The organism is Pseudoalteromonas sp. T1lg76, assembly GCF_002964725.1.
Taxonomy (GTDB): domain Bacteria; phylum Pseudomonadota; class Gammaproteobacteria; order Enterobacterales; family Alteromonadaceae; genus Pseudoalteromonas.
The window spans coordinates 56,594-76,889 of sequence record NZ_PQCE01000012.1 but is presented as its reverse complement, the minus strand read 5'-3'; the positions used below and the strand labels follow the sequence as shown (position 1 = coordinate 76,889).

Here is a 20,296-nt window from a genome sequence, read left to right as displayed (position 1 = left end):
CCAGCATATGGAAAAAGCATAAGTGAGTAAAAGCATGATCGGCCGACGAAAAACGGTAAAAAACAGCCCTAAAAACCACTCTGGTGCCGGACAAATCCGCATTATTGGTGGTCAGCATAGAGGGCGAAAGCTACCGGTTCATGACGTTCTCGGCTTAAGACCAACAACGGATCGCCTCAAAGAAACCATTTTTAACTGGTTAATGATGGATGTACGTGATGCTAGTGTATTGGACTGCTTTGCCGGGGCCGGAAGCCTGAGCTTTGAAGCCCTTTCACGCTTTGCCAGCAATGCGACCTTGCTTGAACTCGACGCCAAAGCGGCAAAACAACTGGAAGAAAATGCGCAACTGCTGAAACTGACCAATGCCGAGATAATACGCGGCGATGCCATGGCATTTTTACAGTGCCCAGCCAGCCGCCAGTTCGATCTTGTATTTGTCGACCCGCCCTTTCACTGCAATCTAAGTACCCCATGTTGCGCTGCCCTGGAACAACAAAATTGGCTAAGCGATCAGGCACTTATTTATGTCGAAGTGGAAAGTGATAATCAGGACTTTTGCGCTCCTGCCAACTGGCAGTTGCTAAAGGAAAAGCAGGCCGGACAGGTTTGGTGCCGGCTTTATCAAAGAGTAACGCAGGCCTAGCAAGGGCCGAGCCTGCAAAATAGCCTTATATCTCTACGCCAATATTGGTCTGGCCATCGGCAACGGCCAATTGGCGCAGCGCCTTGGCGCTGTCTTTATCGAGTCGCACCATGGCGGCAACAAAGTCGATTAACTCGCCTAGCACCTCGATTTCATATTCCATCAACGGATGCTGATTCACATCCTGTGCACTGTAAGGCTGCTCATCGAGTTCAAATTGATATTCGATAAGGCGGGCAACGGTTCCCTGCGCTATTTTACACACGCTCACATACTCGTGCTCGTCCTTACTTTGCAAGCCCTGCAACAAGGTCAGCAAGGCGGTGGCGGCATCTATGGCCGGGTATACGCCAAACACATCGAAATCATTTACCTCGGGCACATTTGGCTCTACCTTTTCAATCAGTTTTTCTATGCTGATCTTACTCTTAGGCAGCAGGATCTTTTCCCAGCATAAGGCCAGAGCATTGCGCAATACCTCGGGCTCACCAAACTCAAGGGCCTCACTAAAGAGCGTATAATTTGGCAACATGCGTTCTAACAAGGCCGCCGCTAGGGCCGCCTTTTGCACCGTATTCAACTCACGAATACGCTGAAAGTTATTAGGCTTCTTCATTTTTATCTTTCATACAGGACCAGCACAAATCGAAACTAGCGGGATTCCACTGCCGACAGAACTGGCACTGCCATTTCGCTGCTGATGTTTTTGATTGGCGGTATTCTAGCAAGATTTCTTGAGCTGCGGGCAGTTTTATATCGTATACCCAGACACTGACGGTGGTTTCGGCGAAGGGGATCTCGCCGAGCGCCCCTTGCAGGGCTTCACCTTTAAGCAGGCATTGAATGCCGGCATGCTCTAGCATGCCTTTGACAATATTGGCCTCGACGCTGTGTTCAGCGTCAAAGGCCAGTACCCATTTAAAGCTCATTAGTGCGAGCCGATTTAGGCATCGCTTTGCAGCTGCTTCTGGGCGTAATCGAACTTAAGTTTATATTCCATCATTTTTTCTTGCGCCTGCTCAAGCTCATCTTTTAATTCAAGATGCTCAGAGCGCAGGCTGTCAAATGCCTGACGCGCTTGTTTCGAATCATTGTCGATACGCGAGCGCAGACTTTCATTGCGCTGTTGCTCATCGCGATGACGCGAACCCAGGTTTTCTACCTGAATTTTTAGCTGCTCAATTTCCTGGTTTTCCTGAGCACTGCGATCTTGCATCTGTTCGAGCTCAGCACTAATGGCGTTTTTCTCTTCATCAAGTGCCTGATTTTGCTCTTCAAGCTCGGCTAAGCGCTGCTGCAGTTCGGCATGCTGTTGCTGCCACTGCTCTTGCTCCTGTTTCAGTAAGCTGTGCTGTTGCTTAGCTTGCTCTTTTAGCGCTTGCTCATGCAGCTGCTCTTGCTCTTGCAGTTGCTGCTGTAAATCTTCGATGGCGGCTAGCTGCTCACTAAGGCTGGCAATTTCTTGCTGTGCTTGCTCATATTGCTGCTCAGATTCTTGCTGCTGCGCTTGGAACTCGGCCAGCTGCTGAGTCAGCTGCTCATTAGCCGCTCTTTGCTCAGCCAATTGCTCCTGTTCGGCATTAAGCTCATTGCGTAGCTCTTCGCCCAGGTTCTTTAAGCGCTGCACCATCACCTGCTGGTTTTCACCTTCTTCGGTTGATTCATTCAACTGCTCCGATAGATCCGAAAGCTGTTGGTTTTGACGGCTAACCAGTTGTTCGTAATGAGCAAGCTGTTCTGAAATGGCTTCGTTTTCTTTTTGCAATTCAATAAGCTGCTGTGCCGCTTCCTCACTGCCCTGTTGTTGCTCGGCCATTTCCTTGAGCTTTTCTTGCCAAGCGATATTGCTTTGGCGCTGGCTTTCTAACGCTTGTTTTAATGTTTGATTATCTTTTTCAAAAGCTGCTTTTTGCTCTCTTAAGGTGGCTACCGCGTTAAGTAACTCTTCACGCTCACCTTGAGAATTATAGTTATCGCTTTCAAGCTCGGTTAATTTATGCTTAAGCGCCGCCAGCTCATGTTGTTTTTGTTTTAGCTGCACATGCTCATCGGCATACTGAGCGTTTTCTTGTTGCGCTTCTAGTAATTGACGATTCTGCGTTGCATAACGCTCTTTTAAAGCTGCAAGCTCACCGCGTGCTTCTTCGAGTTGCTCGGCATCACCGGCATCGGTGTTATTACCCAATTGCGCGGCAACCAAAGCTATACTCAGCTGTTGACTTAGTTGTGCGGCGAATTGGTGCAGTGGTTGATTGTCTGATGAGTCAGCCAGGGCGTTATTTAATTGCTCCGGCTCAACGTTAAATAAATCTGCACAGCGCAGTGTGAACTCCTGTGCCAATTTATCTGGCGCCTCTTTTTGTTGAGGCTTACCATTGTTGATAGCCATGTTTCCCCCTTAACTAGATGCAGGTATTGTTTTTATCACTTAAACCGAACATCTATTCGCATATATATGCTTGATTAAACTTGTCTAATGCCTTAGTTTCTAAGACCGACAGCAAAATTGTTAATATTAAGCCTGTTATTTGTAAAAAAGTCTAGCCTATAGTTAACATTCCACTATTATAAACTCCAATAATGGAAAAAAGATGACATTAACCACGCCAGCACTACTTTTTCCTGCTATTTCCCTACTACTTTTAGCTTACACAAACCGCTTTTTAGTGCTGGCTCAATTGATCCGTGAACTTAATGCTCGTGAGGGTGAAAACATCCGCCCTTTTGTGGTTCAGCAAATCGATAATTTAAAGAAGCGAATTCGCCTTATCCGTACCATGCAGGTGTGGGGTGTTGTTTCTTTTTTATTATGTACTTTGGCAATGTTTGCGCTATTTGTACAGGTTAATTTGGTCGGCACTATTTTATTTGGTATCAGTTTAGTAGCCTTGATGATTTCCCTGCTAACTTCCTTGTATGAAATACATATTTCCTGTGATGCCATTGCCATTGAGCTCGAATCTATAGGACAAAAAAAATAATCCTTTATCATTAAAACCAGTCATTACTTTAGCCAGCAGAAAAGGCGTACAACATCAGGTAAATATAGGCCAAAACAGAGTATAAAATTATATTTTTAGGAGCGCTTATTCAGGTTTCTAATACAAGCGAAAAAACGACTTTTTAGCGGCCCCCCTATTTATTTGGGGTACAATGTACTAATATTGGATTCGGCTACAAAGCAAAGACCTAATATACTTACTTTAAGGGATTTAAAAGTGAGATTTGAACAATTAAAGCAGTTTTTAGCACTCGGCTCGTTACGCCATTTTCGTCAGGCCGCAGAACAAACCAACATCAGTACTTCAGCATTAACCCGCAGTATTCAAACACTCGAACAAGAAGTGGGCCATCAACTGGTTAAACGTTCTACCCGTTCGGTAATATTGACCGAGCAAGGGGAAGTGTTCCTGCATTTTTGCAGACGCACTTTGGACGAATACAGTCAAGTAATTCAACGCTTAGATCATAGCCAGGGGAAACGCGATAACCTCTTAGTGGTAGGTTACACCAACTCCGCCAGCACCATAGTGCCCGTTTCCTGCGGTCAATTTATGGCCAGGCATCCAGAGATCAAAATTGAGATGCAGCTGCAAGAAAGCGATGCGCTTTACTCCATGCTCAAGCGCGGCGAAATAGATATTTATGTCAGCGAAGAAGATCAAGACAACAACACCATAGATCTCCACCTGCCCGATCAACTGCTGCTCTTTGCCCGTCAGGATCACCCTCTGGCCAACCAGGAATGTATTACTCTGGACGACCTGGCTCCCTATCCATTGTTCGGTTGTTTTTCACAGAGCCTGCATGTGCAAAGCATGATAGCCGAAGCGGCACAGCTGCTGAACAAGGGCGATGATATTCGTCTTGGTAGCCTGGGCGAAATCATTAGCTGCGTAAACAACAACCGCAACATAGCTATTGCCGCCATTGAGCATGCAAAGACCCTAAGCGCTCACCCAGAACTGATACAACTTCGCTCCAACAGCAACTCCACTGCGGCTCGCTTTGTGGTCAAAACCCAGCAGGCATCGCAGCCCCATAGCCATCTTGATGAGCTGCTAACAGTCATTACACAAACGGCCAATGCGTTGGGGTTAGAAGCTTAAAAGTAATACCGTTGATAAAGTTCTCACTGCTTTTCTTTTTCAGCGGTATACTTAGCCACCATTAATTACCCTGTCCCACATGTGAATACAGAATTGTTGTTTGAACGTGTCCTTGATGATGTCCATCAGCAAGGCTACGCCATTATTGAGCAAGCCCTGTGCCCAGATCTCACCGCACAACTTTACGCAACCGCACAAGCCCAGCTGTCAGCATTTTCTCCAGCCGCTATAGGCCGCCAGGACGAGCAGCAACTAAATTCTGAGGTGAGAAAGGACAAGACCTTGTGGTTTAGCGGCAGCTGCGCTGCAGAACGCGATTATTTGGCTGTCATGGAGGCGTTGCGTTTAACCGTAAACAGGCACTTCTATTTAGGTTTATTCGACTATGAATGTCACTTTGCCTATTACCAAGCTGGGGATTTCTATAAAAAACACTATGATGCTTTTAAGGGACGTTCAAACCGGGTGTTAACTACGGTTTTCTATCTGAATACCCCAGCTCAGGGCGGCGAGCTGGTGATTTATAAACCCCGCTCCAAGGAAATAGCGGAGCGAGTGGCGCCTAAGGCCGGCACCTTGGTAGTATTTGAAAGCGAACGCTTTATGCATGAGGTTTTGCCAGCGCAACAACCACGCTTTTCCATCGCTGGCTGGTTTAGGAAAAATAACTCCATTGCCGGGGTGATCGACCCGCCGCGCTAAGCCAAAAATAGCACGAGATGCGCCCATCATAGGGCGCATGGCTAGTACAAACTCGCCACCAGGCCGATAAAGATGGCCATGCCCACATAATGATTATTTAAAAACGCTGCAAAGCAGGCATCGCGGTCACGTTGGCGACTTAAATACAGCTGACGCATTAACAGTAACGCCGCAACCAAAAGCCCAAGCCAATAAGGCCAAGTCAACTCGGCCGAGCTACCTATATACACAAGTATGGCCATAAACAGGGTATTAAGAAGCGCCACCATGGCTAAATCAAAGCGGCCAAAAAGAACCGCCGTGGACTTAATGCCAATTTTTACATCATCGTCCCTATCCACCATGGCGTACAGGGTATCGTAGGCAACTGTCCATACTAGATTGGCAATAAACAACAGCCAGGCCTGCATAGGCACGGTTTCCATCGTTGCCATATAGGCCATAGGAATCGCCCAGCTAAAGGCCGCGCCCAACACCACCTGAGGCAAATGGGTATAGCGCTTCATAAAGGGATAGCAGGCTGCCAGAGCCAAGGCTGCAAAAGACAGGACTAGGGTCTGCCAATTGAGCAATAAAACCAAGACAAAAGCCAGCAGGATAAGCAAGACGAATAAACTTAGCGCCTCACCAGCACTGACCTTGCCTGCGGCCAGTGGTCGAGCCTGCGTACGTGCTACGGCGCCGTCTACCTTGCGATCGGCAAAGTCATTGATCACACAGCCAGCGCTGCGCATCACAAACACTCCGGCGGAAAAAATCACTATCAGCTCAATGGCCGGCCAGGTCGCATCACCGGCTGCCAACCACAAAGCCCAGAGCGTTGGCCATAGCAACAACAAGGTGCCTATGGGTTTGTCGGTGCGCATAAGCTGCTTATAGTAAGGCCAGTGCGCCCACTGCAATGCTGCTAACTTCATAGGTAGGCATAAGCTCCAGGTAAAAATACCTCACACACCATAATCTGCTGCCCGGTTAGGTTAAAGCGGCTGCGACGCCCCCATAACGGCTGGTTTGGCAAATTAAAGGATTGGGTCAGCGCCAGAAGATCGGCATTAGCGCTAAAGTCAGCGACCTGTAATTGTTGACGGGACAATTGAGGGTCCTGAAAAATCACCTCACCCAAGGGCGTAGCGCCCAGATGAGTCAGATCCACACCCTGCTCTGCGTGCTCATAGCAGGGGATCCAGCTTTGGGCATACACCATAGGGCGATTATCACAAAACAAGATAACTTCACGCACACGCACCTGCTGGGTATCGCAGGTAAATATATCGCCTTGGTAAGCAGCAGCATCCACAAGACGCTCGCTCAGCACCTCAACGGCAAACTGCTCGGAAAATGATTTCAGCCGCCGGGTAAGTGAATTTGGCTCAACCAACCAGTCAAGCAATTGCGCCGATAAGGAGACGCGCTCAACATCTTGCCATTGCGCCTGCAGCGAAAGGGGATAAGTAGGCAAAGGACCACTCGAATAAATCAAAAAAACACCGCAGGATCATACCACCGCTGAGGCAAGGGCTAAAGAGATGTGTTTGCCGCTGTGCTGTTACATTTTGCTTGTCCGCAAAACTACGAGCACCTAAGGTAGCGCTAGAGGAGTTAATTATAGCGAGCGCGCCTTATGCATTTTACAATTAACAAGGTGTTTTAGCAGGATTAATTATTCACATTGGCGGGTACTAAGAGAGCCTAAAAAATGCTTAGAGTGCGTTAAGGTTCTGCTCCAACAAGTAAAAAAGCGACCTAGGTCGCTTTTTTACTATTACCACTGAATGCCATAAACACAGCTATCAGCATGCCGCTAAGCAGGCCTCCCAAGTGCGCCCAATTGGCCATGGGCATAAAGAAGGTATCGGTAAAACCAAAGGCCAGCCACAGCAATAAAAAGCCTATCATACCCTTGGTCATCATCGGCTTGGTCTTCGCCAACAAGGGGTAAATCCAGCAAAAGCCGACCTGGGCATACACCACACCGGAGAGGCCGCCAAAATTAGGCCCCACCATTAAATACTGCGCCCAGCTGCTCACCAAGGAGCCAAGAATAAACACACTTACCAGCGTCAGTTTTGAGGTTTGTCGCTCAATAGCGGGCCCCAAAGTCAGCCACCATAACACATTGAAAATAATGTGAAGCGCGGAAAAGTGGACGATAGAGGGCGTCAACCAGGACAAGGGCTGCACCGGGTTAAACTGCAGCAGCGGGAAAATCTCGGTAAACTGACCCAACAAAAATAAGGCATAGATGAGTATGCTAAGAATACTCACGCCTTTAACCAGCAGGCTTAACTGGTTAAAACGCTGTAGCAGGTTCAGCTTAGTGCCGCCATAAACCAGGCCCGAGTCGGTACGGCCACTTTGCCAGGCCGCATCCGCATAACGGGGATGCTCTGGCTGTGCCTGAAATTCTTGCCATAACGGCTGAACCTGATGGAAATGCTCTGGGGCAACGCCAATGATCACATGGCCCTGCTCGCCTTGTCGTAGTGCACCCACAAAGCCCTTAGTGCCGATATAATCGACAAAGCCTTGTGCCGCGCGCACATTATTGGTGCTGCCTAGTTCAATCATTTTTCAACCAGTTCCGGGAATTGAGTAGCCCAGGCCGAGAAACCGCCGTCCATAGTGTATACATCATCAAAGCCCTGCTCGGCCAGATAACCAGCCGCACCTTGTGAGCTAATACCGTGATAGCAAACAACAATAATGGGCTGGTCATACTCTTTGTGGAGCATAAACTCCCCAATATTACTATTGCTTAGGTGTTCGGCCTTAGGAATATGTCCGGCCGCGAACGAGTTAGGATCGCGAATATCCGCAATCACCACATTTTCATCATTTAACAGGGCTTGGGTCTGCGCCACTGAAATATGTTTATACGCCATAGTGCTATAAATACTCTTCTAAAACAAAAGGCGGCCTAAGCCGCCTTATTTCTGTGCATTATGCCCAGTCTAGGATGACTTTACCAGACTGGCCGCCAAGCATGGTATCAAAGCCTTCCTGGAAGTCATCGATACTAAACTCATGGGTGATAATGGGTGAGATATCCAGACCCGATTGGATCAGGCTGGCCATCTTGTACCAGGTTTCGAACATTTCTCGACCGTAAATACCCTTGATGATCAAGCCCTTGAAAATAACCTGGTTCCAATCAACGGCCATATCCGAAGGTGGAATACCCAGCATGGCAATTTTACCGCCATGGTTCATGTTATTAAGCATGGAGTTGAATGCCACAGGCACACCCGACATTTCCAGGCCCACGTCGAAGCCTTCGGTCATGCCCAGCTCTTTCATCACGTCTTCAAGTTTTTCCTGGCTTACGTTAACTGTGCGGGTAGCACCCATTTTTTTAGCCAGATCAAGACGATATTCATTGATATCGGTAATAACTACATTGCGGGCACCCACGTGCTTAGCAACCGCAGCGGCCATAATACCGATAGGGCCAGCACCTGTGATCAACACGTCTTCACCAACCAGGTCGAATGACAGCGCCGTGTGCACCGCATTACCGAACGGGTCGAAGATAGACGCCAGCTCATCTGAGATATTGTCTGGAATTTTAAACGCATTGAATGCCGGGATAACCAGGTATTCCGCGAAGCTGCCCTCGCGGTTTACGCCCACACCGATAGTGTTGCGACACAGGTGCACACGACCGGCGCGACAGTTACGGCAGTGGCCGCAGGTAATATGGCCTTCACCCGATACACGGTCGCCAATATTAAAACCGCGCACTTCCTGGCCCATATCCACCACTTCGCCCACATATTCATGACCCACAACCATGGGCACAGGAATGGTATTTTGCGCCCATTCATCCCAGTTGTAGATATGCACATCAGTACCACAGATGGCGGGTTTTACGAATTTTGATCAGTAGATCGTTATGACCCACTTCGGGTTTTGGGGCATCCGTCATCCAGATGCCTTTTTCTGCCTTAAGTTTTGATAATGCTTTCATCGATGCGCTCCTTAAATAACGCCCAACTCTTTACCGATACGGGTAAAGGCTGCAATCGCTTTATCAAGCTGCTCTTTGGTGTGGGCAGCGGAAATCTGCGTACGAATACGCGCCTGACCTTTAGGTACCACAGGGAAAGAGAAGCCTGTGACATAAATGCCTTCGGCCAATAGTTTATCCGCCATGGCGCCGGCTAGCTTGGCATCGCCCAGCATCACAGGAATAATGGCGTGGTCTTTACCGGCACAGGTAAAGCCGGCGGCTTCCATTTGCTCGCGGAAGTAAGCGGCATTTGACCACAGAGTATCGCGCAGCTCTTTGCCGTCGGCCAGCATCTCTAATACCTTGATAGAGGCGGTCACGATTGACGGCGCAAGCGAGTTAGAGAACAAATACGGACGCGAACGCTGACGCAACCACTCAACAATCTCTTTCTTACCCGAAGTATAGCCGCCCGAGGCGCCACCCAGAGCTTTACCTAGTGTCCCCGTAATAATGTCGACACGGTCCATGACGCCACAGTATTCCGGCGTACCACGACCGTTTTCACCCACAAAACCAACGGCGTGAGAATCATCCACCATCACCAGGGCATCGTACTTGTCGGCCAGGTCACAAACGGCTTTAAGATTACAGATCACGCCGTCCATTGAGAACACGCCATCGGTGGCGATCAGCTTGGTTTTAGCACCCGCTTCGTCGGCAGCGATCAATTGCTGCTCAAGGTCCGCCATGTCATTGTTGGCATAACGGAAACGCTTGGCTTTACACAGACGCACACCGTCGATGATAGAAGCGTGGTTTAATGAATCCGAGATAATCGCGTCGTCGGCACCAAGAATGGTTTCGAATAGGCCGGCATTGGCGTCAAAACACGAAGAGTACAAAATCGTGTCTTCGGTTTGTAAAAACTCGCTGATTTTCGCTTCAAGAGTTTTATGAATGTCCTGCGTACCACAGATAAAGCGCACAGAAGCCACACCAAAACCGTGGTCGCTTAAACCTTGCTGCGCTGCCTTAATTAGTTCTGGGTGGTTAGCTAAACCTAAGTAGTTGTTAGCACAGAAGTTAATAACCTTGTCGCCACTGGCTACTTGAATTTCGGCTTGCTGTTGTGAGGTGATAATACGCTCACTTTTGTACAGACCATCGGCTTTCACTTGCTCGATTTGTGCTTGCAGCTGGCTATAAAACGCAGAAGCTCTCATAAATTTCTCCAATACTTGAACCGACTCCCTTGGCTAGGTCGGTTCAGCGGTTAATAAATATTTGCGGGTATTGTAAAAGGTTTGCGGCACAATTGCATCGTTTGTCGTTCATCACGGCGCCTATAATCATGCATGGAACGAGAATAAATACCCAGGCTGTATCTAAGCTTTTATCAGAGCGGGTACTTCGGCAAGGGAATCACAGACCAGATCGGCATCCGCCAGCGCCTGCTCGGCAAATTCTTGGCCGCTGCGCACCAGAATTTTAGTACCTATACCACAGCTTTTAGCCGCCAACATATCACCATGTTTGTCACCAACCATGATGCATTGGCCTGGGTCTAAATCAAAGGCTTCTATGCCCTGTTGCAACATGCCGGGCTCGGGTTTACGACAGTCGCAGTCAACGCCGTAGTCGCCTTGACCCTTGGTTGGGTGGTGGGGGCAATAATAAATGGCATCCAGCTGTACACCATGCTCGGCGAATTGTGCCTTCATCCAGTCGCTCAGCTCGGCAAATTGTGTCTCGCTGTAATAACCCCGACCAATGCCCGACTGATTAGTGACCACGATTAAACGATAGCCCATATTCTGAAATGCGAGGCAGGCGCCAAACACGCCATCGATAAATTCAAAGTCTTCGGCCTTATGGACATAGGCATGATCGACATTGATCACCCCATCCCTATCTAAAAATACCGCTTTATTACTCATAGTCGGTGCTCTCGTACTAACTTATGAACATGGCAATCACATCATCCACGGCAATGCGGTCCATCAGCTCACCCTTGGCGCGTACGCCCCAGGGCAGCTCACTGGCCGGCTTACCGTATTGCTCTTGCACCGCCTGGTTGTACACCTCAACCACATAATCCTGATACAAATAGGGTCCGGTGCGTTTGGGGTTGGAATGGGCGTAAAGACCGATCACCGGCGTACCCTGAGTCACGGCCATGTGTGCCGGGCCGGTATCCGGTGCCAACACCAGGGTCGCCAAGCCCAACACACAGGTTAATTCTTTTAGGCTGGTTTTACCCACCAGGTTGAGCACCGGCTGCTGACAATGGGCAATGATCTGCTCGGCAAGCTGCTGCTCCATGGCCGTGGGCCCGCCGCTAATGGCGACACGGAATCCCTGTGCCATAGCATGCTCGGCCACCGCGGCATAACGCTCCGGCAACCAGTTGCGCTCGGCCTTACTCGCTGCTGGGCTTATCACCAGCAGGGGCTCACCATCGTCGCCCACCAGCTTCATGGCGTTTTGCTTGTCGGTGTCGCTGAGCGGCATTTGCCAATGAGGGGTAAAGTCGGTCACACCCAGTTGCTCGGCAAACTGCATAAAGCCTTCTAATACATGGGGCTGCTCTTTGGCGGCAATACGACGGTTGATAAACCAGCTATGCAATTCTTTTGAGCGCGCCTTATCGAAGCCGATTTTGACCTTGGCGCGAATACAGCGGCTCGCCAGCCCGGCGCGAAAGGCCACCTGCATATTCAGCAGCACATCGAATTGTCGCCCGTTAAGCTGCTCACGCAAGGTTTTAAACGCCTGGCGCCCCTGCTTTTTATCAAACACCACAAACTCAACGCCGGGTAAACCGTCGAGCAACATGGCCTCGACCTTACCTATTACCCAGGTGATTTTGGCTTCGGGATGCACCCGTTGAATGGCTTGTACGGCGGCCACCGCGTGACAAACATCACCGATGGCAGATAAACGAAGAATACAGATAGATTGCACGGAATTGAGTTGCAAAACGAGCGTCCTAAAGCAAAAGTCTGAGCAAATGTTAAAGCAACGCCAGCGCATTGCAAGTTCAATAGTGAGTTTATCGTTGCGGCAAAAAAAGCTACACTGGCAAGCACCTGCAGCCAATGTGTTTATTATGCAACTGACTCCCCTAGCCCCGAACAAAACCCTGTTTACCGCAAATGCCAATGTTGGCGAGATCACCGAACTATGGTTTTCTCCTGAACACTGGTTGGCCGAGGATAAGGTGTACGCACAAAAAACCGGACGTGCCACCGCCTACTTTTTTGCCGAGGGCGATTTACGCGCCGTGCTCCGTCATTATTGGCGCGGTGGTCTGATAGGCAAGGTTTTGCAGGATCAGTACCTCTATACCGGCATAAAGAACACCCGGGTGTACCGCGAATTTGACCTGATGTGCGACCTGTATCAGCAGGGCCTGCCCGTGGTTGAGCCCATTGCCGCCCTGGTTAAGCGCTCCGGTCTGATTTACCGCGGCGACATCATTACCCGCGCCTTAGAAGGGGCACAAAGTCTGTGTGAGCGCCTGCAGGCCGGCTCCTTAAACGAGCACACCTTAGAGCGCACAGGCCAAACCTTGGCTCGCTTCCATAACGCCGGGGTCTATCACGCCGATTTGAATATCAATAATATTCTCTTTGATGGCGAAGATAATGTGTATGTCATTGATTTTGACAGGGGTGAGGTACGCCAGCCAGATGAACAATGGCAGCAGCAGAATATGGCCAGATTAGCGCGCAGTTTTGCCAAAGAAGCCGGTCGACAAAGCACCTTTCACTGGCAGGAAAAAGACTGGCTGTGTTTAATGGCTGCCTATCAGCAAGCACTTACCTACTGATAGGGCCTGCTGATAGGATAAACGGCGAATTAAGTGCGGATTTTGCTGATCACGTTGGACGTTGAGCAGCCGTTTAGAAACTCCAGCACCTCAACCTGACCGCCGTGACGCAGTACATGCTCGGCACCTGCTATCTCTTCCACCTTGTAATCCCCGCCTTTAACGAGAATATCCGGGCTCACCTGCTCAATCAGCTTGGCCGGGGTATCATTTTCTTCCACTTTTCCGAAGGGGATCACCCAGTCCACCGAGGCTAACGCACTCAGCACCATGGCACGCTCTTCAAGCGGATTGATAGGACGCTCCGGGCCCTTTAAGCGGGCAATGGAGTCATCGGTATTTAACCCGACTACCAAGCGGTCGCCCATGGCCTTGGCCTGAGCCAGATAACGCACATGGCCGGCATGAAGAATATCGAAACAACCGTTAGTGAAAACGATTTTCTCACCATTTTGCTTGGCAAATTCAATATGCTGCAACACGGACTCAAAAGGCGCCTGATAATGCTCGCCGTTTTCGCGCAGATATTGTCCCAGCTTACGGCTGAGCTCTTCCGGCGAAACGGTAGCGGCACCGAGTTTGCTTACCGCAATACCGGCGGCAATATTAGCCAGCTCCACCGCATCCGCTGGGGCCATGCCGGCACCTAGCATCACGGTCAGGGTAGCGATCACAGTATCACCGGCACCGGTAACATCACTGACCTCACGCACCTGGGCGGCAAAGTCGTGCTTTTCGGTGGCGCTGATCAGCGACATGCCCTGCTCGGAGCGGGTCAACAACATGGCACCTATGCCGGCCTCGCGAATAAGTGCACGGGCACTGGCGGTCAATGCCTGCTCATCGCTGCTGTCACCGCCGGCTAGCCTAAATTCATTGAGGTTTGGGGTGATATAATCGGCACCACGATACAGGCTTAGCTGTGGCGATTTAGGGTCAACCAACACGGTTTTGCCAGCATCCTTAGCAACGCGGATCATCGCCTCAATCAGGGTCAGTGAACCCTTGTTGTAGTCGGAGAAAAGGACAAAGTCGTAGTCGTCCACTACGCGCTCAAGACGCTGTAGCAACAATTGTGAATGTTCTTTATTAAATTGCTCTTCCTGATCCAGACGCACCACCTGCTGATGACGGCTGATCACCCGCATTTTCGCTATGGTCGGCAGCTCCACTACCTGCACCAGCTGCGAGTCGATATGTTCCTGAGCCAAAATGCGCTGCAGGGTTTGTCCGCTTTCGTCATCACCGATCAGACCCAGTAAGGCCACCTGGCCATCGAGTCGGGCAATGTTTTTGGCGACGTTGGCTGCACCACCGGCCTTGTCTTCAAGGCGGTTTATCTTAACAACAGGTACCGGCGCCTCAGGTGAGATGCGTCCGGAGTCACCGTGCCAGTAGCGGTCAAGCATGACATCGCCAACCACCAACACCTTGGCTTTATTTAGATTTTTAAGTAATCCCAGATCCATGCTTACTCCGCTACCAGCAAATCAAGCGCTTCACAAAGCCAGTGGCCGATAAACATATGCGCCTCTTGAATGCGGGCGGTTTCATCGTTGGCTATGATGATGGGCAGCTTGGCGATGTTTTTTACCTCACCACCGTCACGACCGGTTAAAGCCACGGTATAAGCACCGATTTCATTGGCGGCTTTGAGTGCCAGATTGATATTGGCACTGGTGCCCGAAGTCGTCAGGCCGATCACCAAGTCTTCTGGCTTACACAGAGCCTGCACCTGACGTTCAAAAACGGTATCGAAATGATAGTCGTTAGAGTGAGCGGTGAGGATCGAGGTATCCGTGGTCAGGGCTATCGACGCCAAGGGGCCGCGCTCTTTTTTATAGCGCACCACAAATTCAGCGGCCAGATGCTGGGCATCGGCGGCGCTGCCACCATTACCAAACCAAACCACCTTACCACCGGCTTGCAATGCCTGATGACAGGCTGCCAGTAATTCGGTTGCTTGCTGTTGATAGGTATCCATAACATCAAAAAGTGCGCGATGGCGGGCAAGGCTATCCAGGTAGGTAGCCGCTAGGGTGTCGGTATTGACCATTTTCGATCCTCATTCATGAGTTTTAACGGCATTATTCCAAAGAGTATTTAGAATTGCACGTTTTTGTCTGAGATTGGCGGCTGCAGCCTGTAATAGACAAGCATACTCGGCAGAGCCTACACGCGGAATTTAGTTAATAAAGCTTAACTGTTAACTTAAATGCCACAATTGGGCACTGCCATTGCCACCTAGGCTTTGTTATTATTAGCCGGCATTAAACTAAATCAGGCAATATTAGGTGACTAAGCACGGAAGTAATCCCTTAATCGGCGCAACCCAATTAAAAAATGCCAAGCGCATACTCTATATGAGCCATTTGGCACTGGGTGATTACGTCTATCAAGGGGTGTTTTTACAACAGCTGGCCGCCACCTATCCGCATTTAAAAATTGATATTTGGTTTGATGACTGCCGCGAGCAACAAAAAAGCTGGCATGGCGGGCGCAATCAAATTCTCGGCCAATGGTTAGAGAGCGAGTCCCATATCGGCCATATCTACCCCAATCCGGACTCAGAGCAGCAGCGTCAACAGCAAATACAAGATGCACAGCAGCGCAATTATGATCTGGTATTTTTTATCGCCACCACACGCAGCGAACGTTTCTGCCATTATGCCCGCCTGATTGCCGGTGACCGCTGTGCCGTTGGCGCCTACGCCCTGAGCGCCCTGCAACGCTGGCAACACAAAGAGACCATTGCTGCTCTCGATGCCGGTATCAAGGTCAGAAAAAGCACCCGTTTCGATCATATTAGCGATTTTTACCGCCATCACTTTCACGCCCTAGTTGCCATGGACGCCCCAAACCAGGCATTTCAACACCTGCAGGTGCCCAAGCCTTATCTGGATGCGTTGCAACAAAGCGATGAGCTAAATAATTTCGTGTTTATCAATCATCTGTCGACCACTGAAAAGCGCGATTGGCAATTGGCCCAAGTGTTTGAATGCATAACCAACTTGCACCAAAAACAGCCTACATTGCGCTTTGTGATCAACGCCCCCAATGAGCAATTGGCGCAGTTGCAGCAAGAAGTGCAAGACAACGAGCAACTTAAAGGCATCGACATCAGTACCTTTAGCGCTAAACAGCATTTTTATGAATTGCCGGCGATGATCAGCCGCGCTCGTCTGGTGATCAGTGTGGAAACGGCGATCATGCACCTGGCCGCCAGCTTAAACGTGCCGGCGCTGGCGTTGATCCGTGCCAAAGCACACCAATGGCGCCCCTTAGGGCCGGGAGAAATTTTGGTGGGCGGTAAGCGCGTCGACAGCATCAGCGCGCAAACCGTAACCGATAAGGCCCTGGCGCTACTCGCCAAGGCCTAAGGTCTGCTTACCTGTACTGTTTTTTACCAGTACAGGGAGACAGAGGCGTGACCGTAGCTCTCGTCAAACACGTCGTTGCCATAGGTCACCTGAGTTTCCACTCTATACCCATCAATCATGCTGCTATTGAGTAACTGCAGCTCCTGAGCACCGCTGTACTGGGCAGAATCATTATCCTGCAGGGTCAGCTTAAGCTGCCACAAAGAGTCCATATCCTGCTGATAATCCAGCACCAGGGCATGCACTTCGGCAGGAACACCATCACCAAAGATACGTCTGTCGCCGGCATAATGACCGAACACGAAGCCATCGTTGGTGTTACCAAACTTATACAAGCCATTGGTATACCAAGATGTTTTCCACTTGTTGTATTCGTAACGCAGGGCCACATCCGAGGTTAACTGAGGCAGGTAGGCACCAAAGGAGGTGACCTGATTGCCCAGGCTAAAGTTACTGCCGCCTTGCGTGTCTTCACCGCCATACTCAAAATAGATTTCCGTGGGCATGCCCCAATCGAAATAGAAGGTCGAGGTTACCGAGGCCAATTGGTCGCCCAGCTCAGTTTCTCTTTCTTCTTCGCTGTAGCTGTTATCGCTGCCTGCGGGGTCGAAAAAGGCATCAAGCACATCGCCAAAGTCCACCTCACGAGGGCCACCACCGAATTGCATAATACGGTTAAAACCCAGTTTCCAACCGCTTACCGGCTCAAGACTGATGTGGGTACCGGCAACACGCGGTTTACCATCGTGCCACTCGCCCTGATAGCGGATACCCTCTTTAACCTCTTCCAGCTCGGTGTAAAAGAGCTCAAAATCAAAATTCCACCAGTTATGTGCCGGCGCTACCATGCCCAAGGAAATCGAAGGCGAGGCCTTGGCATTGGTCGAGATCATCTGGGCACTGGTTTTAAATGGTGAGAACCAATGCTCCTTGTAACCAATATTAAGCTGCAGATCTTCACCGGCAATAGCCACAAAGGTGTTATAAGGCACCAGGTCGCCCGCTTCGGCGCGGAACTCTAGGCCCACTTGCATCAACATCAAGTCGTTCGGGCGCCAAATGCCCTCGAACATCACCTGGCCCCACTCGTCCGTGGTTAAGCCCCTTTGATTGGCCAAAGGCGTGGTCTGGTCGTGCTCGTAACGCAAGGTCACACCGGCACGGGTGATATTGTCTTCGCCGCGATAACGGATAAGCTTGGCATTGATGGAACTAAATAGAGCCGGGTTTTGCTCTTTTAGCTGAGCTAAGGCCTTATCTATATCGCTAAAGCGATACGGCTTACTCATGGGCGTGCCCGTGGTTTGCACAAACATGCGATCCAATTGTTGCTCTAAATTTACGTCGTAGCCGATTGGCAAATATGCCGTAGGTTTGGCCGCGGCCGCACCACTGAATGCCAATAGCAGAGCTGCACCAGCCACAGAGGTGGCGAACTTATGTCCTTTCATGCGATTTCCTAGCGCCTTAAAATAATGGCGAAAATACTATCAAATTCATGGCCATTACTCAGCTGTTAAATTGTAAAGTTTTGGCACTGGGGAGAACTCGGGTTACACTAAGGCTTTGCAATTTCAGGCCAGTTATTCTTTTGTTTGCGCGCTTTTTATATTCCCTTATCCTGCTAATTCTTATGCCCTTGGCCTGCTTTTATCTGTATGTATTACGCGGGCGTAAAAACCCGGGCTACAGGCAAGACTTTAGCGAACGCTTTGGCTTTACCAAGGCCAGCGGCGACATCATCTTGCATTGCGCCTCGGTGGGCGAAGTACTGGCCACATTGCCATTAATCAAGGCGTTGCTGGCCGACAAACATCAATACCGCTTGGTGCTGACCACCAACACCCCCACGGGACGCGAGCAAATAAACCAATTGCTGGCCAAGGACATTGCCGCCGCCCGAGTGCAGGTCTGTTACCTGCCCTTTGATTTACCCCTGTCTCAGCGCCGCTTTATTCGCCGCTCCGGGGCGCGCCTGCTGGCAGTGATTGAAACCGAGCTGTGGCCAAATATGTTGCATCAGGCAAAACGAAACGGACTCAACACCCTGATTATCAACGCCCGACTCTCGGCCAAATCGGCCAAGGGCTATGCCCGGGTTGCCCCGCTCACGCGCAGTATTTTGAGCGATATAGACAGGCTTGCCTGCCACCATCAGGCCGATGGTGAGCGCTTTATTAGCCTAGGTTTGGATAAAAATAAGCTTGAGACTACCGGTTCAATTAAGTTCGATATCGGCGTCAGCGAACAACAAGCAGAGCAGGCCAAGCAACTTAAGGCCAGCTTGGGACAAGCGCCAATCTGGATAGCGGGCTCTACGCACCCGGGCGAGCCGGAGTTGTTACTTTTTGCCCATGAGCAAGTGAGAAAAAGTTACCCCGATGCCTTACTGATTATCGCCCCGCGTCATCCAGAGCAATTCGACAAGGTCGCCGAGCAACTCAGTGCTCAAGGCATAAGCTTTTCCCGTCGCAGTCAGGATGAACATCAAGGTGAGGCCGTACTGCTGGCCGACACCCTAGGTGAGCTCGGCATGCTCTACGGCGCCGCCGATGTCGCCTTTATTGGCGGCAGCCTGATTGAGCGCGGTGGCCATAATCCGCTCGAGGCCTGCGCCCATGGCATACCTGTGTTAAGCGGCCAACACACCTTTAATTTTGACCATGTGTATCCGGCCTTGATAGACCAAGGCGGCGCCCTCTGGGTTGATGAGCACAACCTGGTCGAGACCCTAAACAGTCTGTTTAGCGAGCCACAAAAGCGTGCCGACATGGGTGCCTGTGGCCTTAAGGTGGTACAGCACAATCAGGGTGCAATTAATAAAACCCTGGCGCTAATCGAGGAGCAAATTAATGCATAAATGTGAAGCGGCCATGCGCCAATGGGTGAGCTCGGTCATAGTCAAATACAACTTCTGCCCCTTTGCCCGCCAGGAAGTGGAAAACAACGCCATTCGCTATTATCTAAGCGAGGCCACTGAGCTCGAAGAGGCGGTGCTCGACACCTTAGAACAATGCCGAGAGCTGGATAATCACCCGGAAATTGAAACCACCTTGGTATGCTTTACCCAGGGCTTTAGCGACTTCGACCAGTTCTTAGATTTGATCGATTTAGCCAATGCGCTGTTAGTCGCCCAGGGCTTTGAAGGCACCTATCAACTCGCCCACTTTCACCCCGAGTATGTGTTCGCCGATGCCGATGAGGACGACGCCGCCAATTACACCAACCGCGCCCCCGCTCCCTGCTTGCATATTATCCGCGAAGAAAGCATGGAACAGGCCCTGGCCAACTATGACGAACCAGAGAGCATCCCCGAGCACAATATGCGTTTGGCGCGCCGCAAAGGCGCGGACTTTTGGCAAGCACTACTTGATAAGTGCATGCACAAATCTGTGCGGTGAGATTTTATAGGTCGGTGCTTCGCGCCGACACCTGTTTTCAAATTTAGATCTTGTCGCGATGCCGAGCTAGATTTATCAGCACAGGGATGTGCTGTTAAATCGCCTCAAAGACTAAGCGGAGCGTTTAACAAAACGCTAAGTTCGTAAGCATCAGCGAATCACGGGCGCCTTGGGGTTCCAAGGGGCGGTTGGCGCAAACCGCCCTTTGGTTGCCGTCGTCAACGCGACAAGATCTTAATTTGAAGGACGTAGTGGAGAAACGACAAGCAATTCA

The 20,296-nt window shown here is 50.2% G+C and carries 21 protein-coding genes and 1 pseudogene; 8 read left to right on the top strand and 14 right to left on the bottom strand.

Annotated features, from left to right (window positions below; translation table 11 throughout):
• Positions 1-34 precede the first annotated feature (34 nt).
• A complete protein-coding gene (gene rsmD / locus C2M35_RS05375; RefSeq protein ID WP_105264781.1) occupies positions 35-646 on the top strand; it encodes a 16S rRNA (guanine(966)-N(2))-methyltransferase RsmD in 612 nt (203 codons plus the stop codon).
• 25 nt (positions 647-671) lie between these two features.
• On the opposite strand, the gene C2M35_RS05370 is transcribed toward rsmD, so the two are convergent.
• The 3 genes from C2M35_RS05370 to C2M35_RS05360 are packed head-to-tail and all read right to left on the bottom strand — an operon-like array spanning position 672 to position 3,035.
• Positions 672-1,262 carry a YjaG family protein gene (locus C2M35_RS05370; RefSeq protein ID WP_105199564.1) on the bottom strand — a complete coding sequence of 197 codons (591 nt, stop codon included), beginning with the start codon at positions 1,260-1,262 and terminating at the stop codon, positions 672-674.
• Positions 1,249-1,575 (bottom strand): putative signal transducing protein, encoded by a 327-nt coding sequence (locus C2M35_RS05365; RefSeq protein ID WP_105199563.1) that lies wholly within the window; start codon positions 1,573-1,575, stop codon positions 1,249-1,251. The genes C2M35_RS05370 and C2M35_RS05365 overlap by 14 nt, the downstream gene beginning before the upstream one ends.
• A gap of 14 nt (positions 1,576-1,589) precedes the next feature.
• A complete protein-coding gene (locus C2M35_RS05360) occupies positions 1,590-3,035 on the bottom strand; it encodes a hypothetical protein (RefSeq protein ID WP_105264780.1) in 1,446 nt (481 codons plus the stop codon).
• Positions 3,036-3,237: 202 nt separating this feature from the next.
• Between C2M35_RS05360 and C2M35_RS05355 the strand changes: the two genes are divergently transcribed.
• From C2M35_RS05355 to C2M35_RS05345, 3 genes are all read left to right on the top strand, one after another.
• Positions 3,238-3,627 (top strand): DUF2721 domain-containing protein, encoded by a 390-nt coding sequence (locus C2M35_RS05355; protein WP_105199561.1) that lies wholly within the window; start codon positions 3,238-3,240, stop codon positions 3,625-3,627.
• Positions 3,628-3,864: 237 nt separating this feature from the next.
• Positions 3,865-4,755 (top strand): LysR family transcriptional regulator, encoded by an 891-nt coding sequence (locus C2M35_RS05350; protein ID WP_105257954.1) that lies wholly within the window; start codon positions 3,865-3,867, stop codon positions 4,753-4,755.
• An 81-nt stretch (positions 4,756-4,836) separates the two neighbouring features.
• Complete coding sequence (locus C2M35_RS05345; RefSeq protein WP_105213307.1) at positions 4,837-5,457, top strand: 2OG-Fe(II) oxygenase; 621 nt, start codon at positions 4,837-4,839, stop codon at positions 5,455-5,457.
• Positions 5,458-5,498: 41 nt separating this feature from the next.
• On the opposite strand, the gene ubiA is transcribed toward C2M35_RS05345, so the two are convergent.
• The 8 genes and pseudogenes from ubiA to C2M35_RS05305 form a co-directional block, all read right to left on the bottom strand.
• The gene (ubiA, locus tag C2M35_RS05340) at positions 5,499-6,374 is read right to left on the bottom strand and encodes a 4-hydroxybenzoate octaprenyltransferase (RefSeq protein ID WP_105199558.1); all 876 of its coding nucleotides are present in this window, start codon (positions 6,372-6,374) and stop codon (positions 5,499-5,501) included.
• Positions 6,371-6,937, bottom strand: a complete 567-nt coding sequence (locus C2M35_RS05335) for a chorismate--pyruvate lyase family protein (protein ID WP_105199557.1) — start codon at positions 6,935-6,937, stop codon at positions 6,371-6,373. The genes ubiA and C2M35_RS05335 overlap by 4 nt, the downstream gene beginning before the upstream one ends.
• Positions 6,938-7,200: 263 nt before the next feature.
• Entirely contained in the window at positions 7,201-8,025 is an 825-nt protein-coding gene (gene glpG, locus C2M35_RS05330; protein ID WP_105199556.1) for a rhomboid family intramembrane serine protease GlpG, read from the bottom strand.
• Complete coding sequence (gene glpE, locus C2M35_RS05325) at positions 8,022-8,339, bottom strand: thiosulfate sulfurtransferase GlpE (RefSeq protein ID WP_105188307.1); 318 nt, start codon at positions 8,337-8,339, stop codon at positions 8,022-8,024. The genes glpG and glpE overlap by 4 nt, the downstream gene beginning before the upstream one ends.
• Before the next feature lie 58 nt (positions 8,340-8,397).
• A pseudogene (gene tdh, locus C2M35_RS05320) lies at positions 8,398-9,424 on the bottom strand (L-threonine 3-dehydrogenase).
• Between the two features lie 11 nt (positions 9,425-9,435).
• Entirely contained in the window at positions 9,436-10,632 is a 1,197-nt protein-coding gene (locus tag C2M35_RS05315) for a glycine C-acetyltransferase (protein ID WP_105264779.1), read from the bottom strand.
• 162 nt (positions 10,633-10,794) lie between these two features.
• Positions 10,795-11,346: a D-glycero-beta-D-manno-heptose 1,7-bisphosphate 7-phosphatase gene (gene gmhB, locus C2M35_RS05310; RefSeq protein ID WP_105264778.1), complete on the bottom strand. Its 552-nt coding sequence runs from the start codon at positions 11,344-11,346 to the stop codon at positions 10,795-10,797.
• Positions 11,347-11,362: 16 nt separating this feature from the next.
• On the bottom strand, positions 11,363-12,442 hold the full coding sequence (locus C2M35_RS05305) for a glycosyltransferase family 9 protein (protein ID WP_105264777.1): 1,080 nt from the start codon (positions 12,440-12,442) through the stop codon (positions 11,363-11,365).
• A 76-nt stretch (positions 12,443-12,518) separates the two neighbouring features.
• Between C2M35_RS05305 and C2M35_RS05300 the strand changes: the two genes are divergently transcribed.
• Positions 12,519-13,241 carry a 3-deoxy-D-manno-octulosonic acid kinase gene (locus tag C2M35_RS05300; RefSeq protein WP_105264812.1) on the top strand — a complete coding sequence of 241 codons (723 nt, stop codon included), beginning with the start codon at positions 12,519-12,521 and terminating at the stop codon, positions 13,239-13,241.
• A gap of 29 nt (positions 13,242-13,270) precedes the next feature.
• Here the strand turns inward: C2M35_RS05300 and hldE are convergent, their stop codons facing one another.
• Positions 13,271-14,710 carry a bifunctional D-glycero-beta-D-manno-heptose-7-phosphate kinase/D-glycero-beta-D-manno-heptose 1-phosphate adenylyltransferase HldE gene (hldE, locus tag C2M35_RS05295; protein WP_105199551.1) on the bottom strand — a complete coding sequence of 480 codons (1,440 nt, stop codon included), beginning with the start codon at positions 14,708-14,710 and terminating at the stop codon, positions 13,271-13,273.
• A 2-nt stretch (positions 14,711-14,712) separates the two neighbouring features.
• Positions 14,713-15,297 (bottom strand): D-sedoheptulose-7-phosphate isomerase, encoded by a 585-nt coding sequence (locus C2M35_RS05290; protein ID WP_105199550.1) that lies wholly within the window; start codon positions 15,295-15,297, stop codon positions 14,713-14,715.
• A gap of 238 nt (positions 15,298-15,535) precedes the next feature.
• Here C2M35_RS05290 and C2M35_RS05285 point away from each other — a divergent pair, with 238 nt between their 5' ends.
• Positions 15,536-16,621: a glycosyltransferase family 9 protein gene (locus C2M35_RS05285; RefSeq protein WP_105264776.1), complete on the top strand. Its 1,086-nt coding sequence runs from the start codon at positions 15,536-15,538 to the stop codon at positions 16,619-16,621.
• 23 nt (positions 16,622-16,644) lie between these two features.
• On the opposite strand, the gene C2M35_RS05280 is transcribed toward C2M35_RS05285, so the two are convergent.
• Positions 16,645-18,072 (bottom strand): capsule assembly Wzi family protein, encoded by a 1,428-nt coding sequence (locus C2M35_RS05280; RefSeq protein ID WP_105199548.1) that lies wholly within the window; start codon positions 18,070-18,072, stop codon positions 16,645-16,647.
• Positions 18,073-18,206: 134 nt separating this feature from the next.
• Here C2M35_RS05280 and waaA point away from each other — a divergent pair, with 134 nt between their 5' ends.
• Both waaA and C2M35_RS05270 read left to right on the top strand, forming a co-directional pair.
• The gene (waaA, locus tag C2M35_RS05275; RefSeq protein ID WP_442792748.1) at positions 18,207-19,481 is read left to right on the top strand and encodes a lipid IV(A) 3-deoxy-D-manno-octulosonic acid transferase; all 1,275 of its coding nucleotides are present in this window, start codon (positions 18,207-18,209) and stop codon (positions 19,479-19,481) included.
• Positions 19,474-20,022, top strand: coding sequence for a DUF1415 domain-containing protein (locus C2M35_RS05270; protein WP_105264774.1), 549 nt, complete (start codon positions 19,474-19,476; stop codon positions 20,020-20,022). The genes waaA and C2M35_RS05270 overlap by 8 nt, the downstream gene beginning before the upstream one ends.
• Positions 20,023-20,296 lie beyond the last annotated feature (274 nt).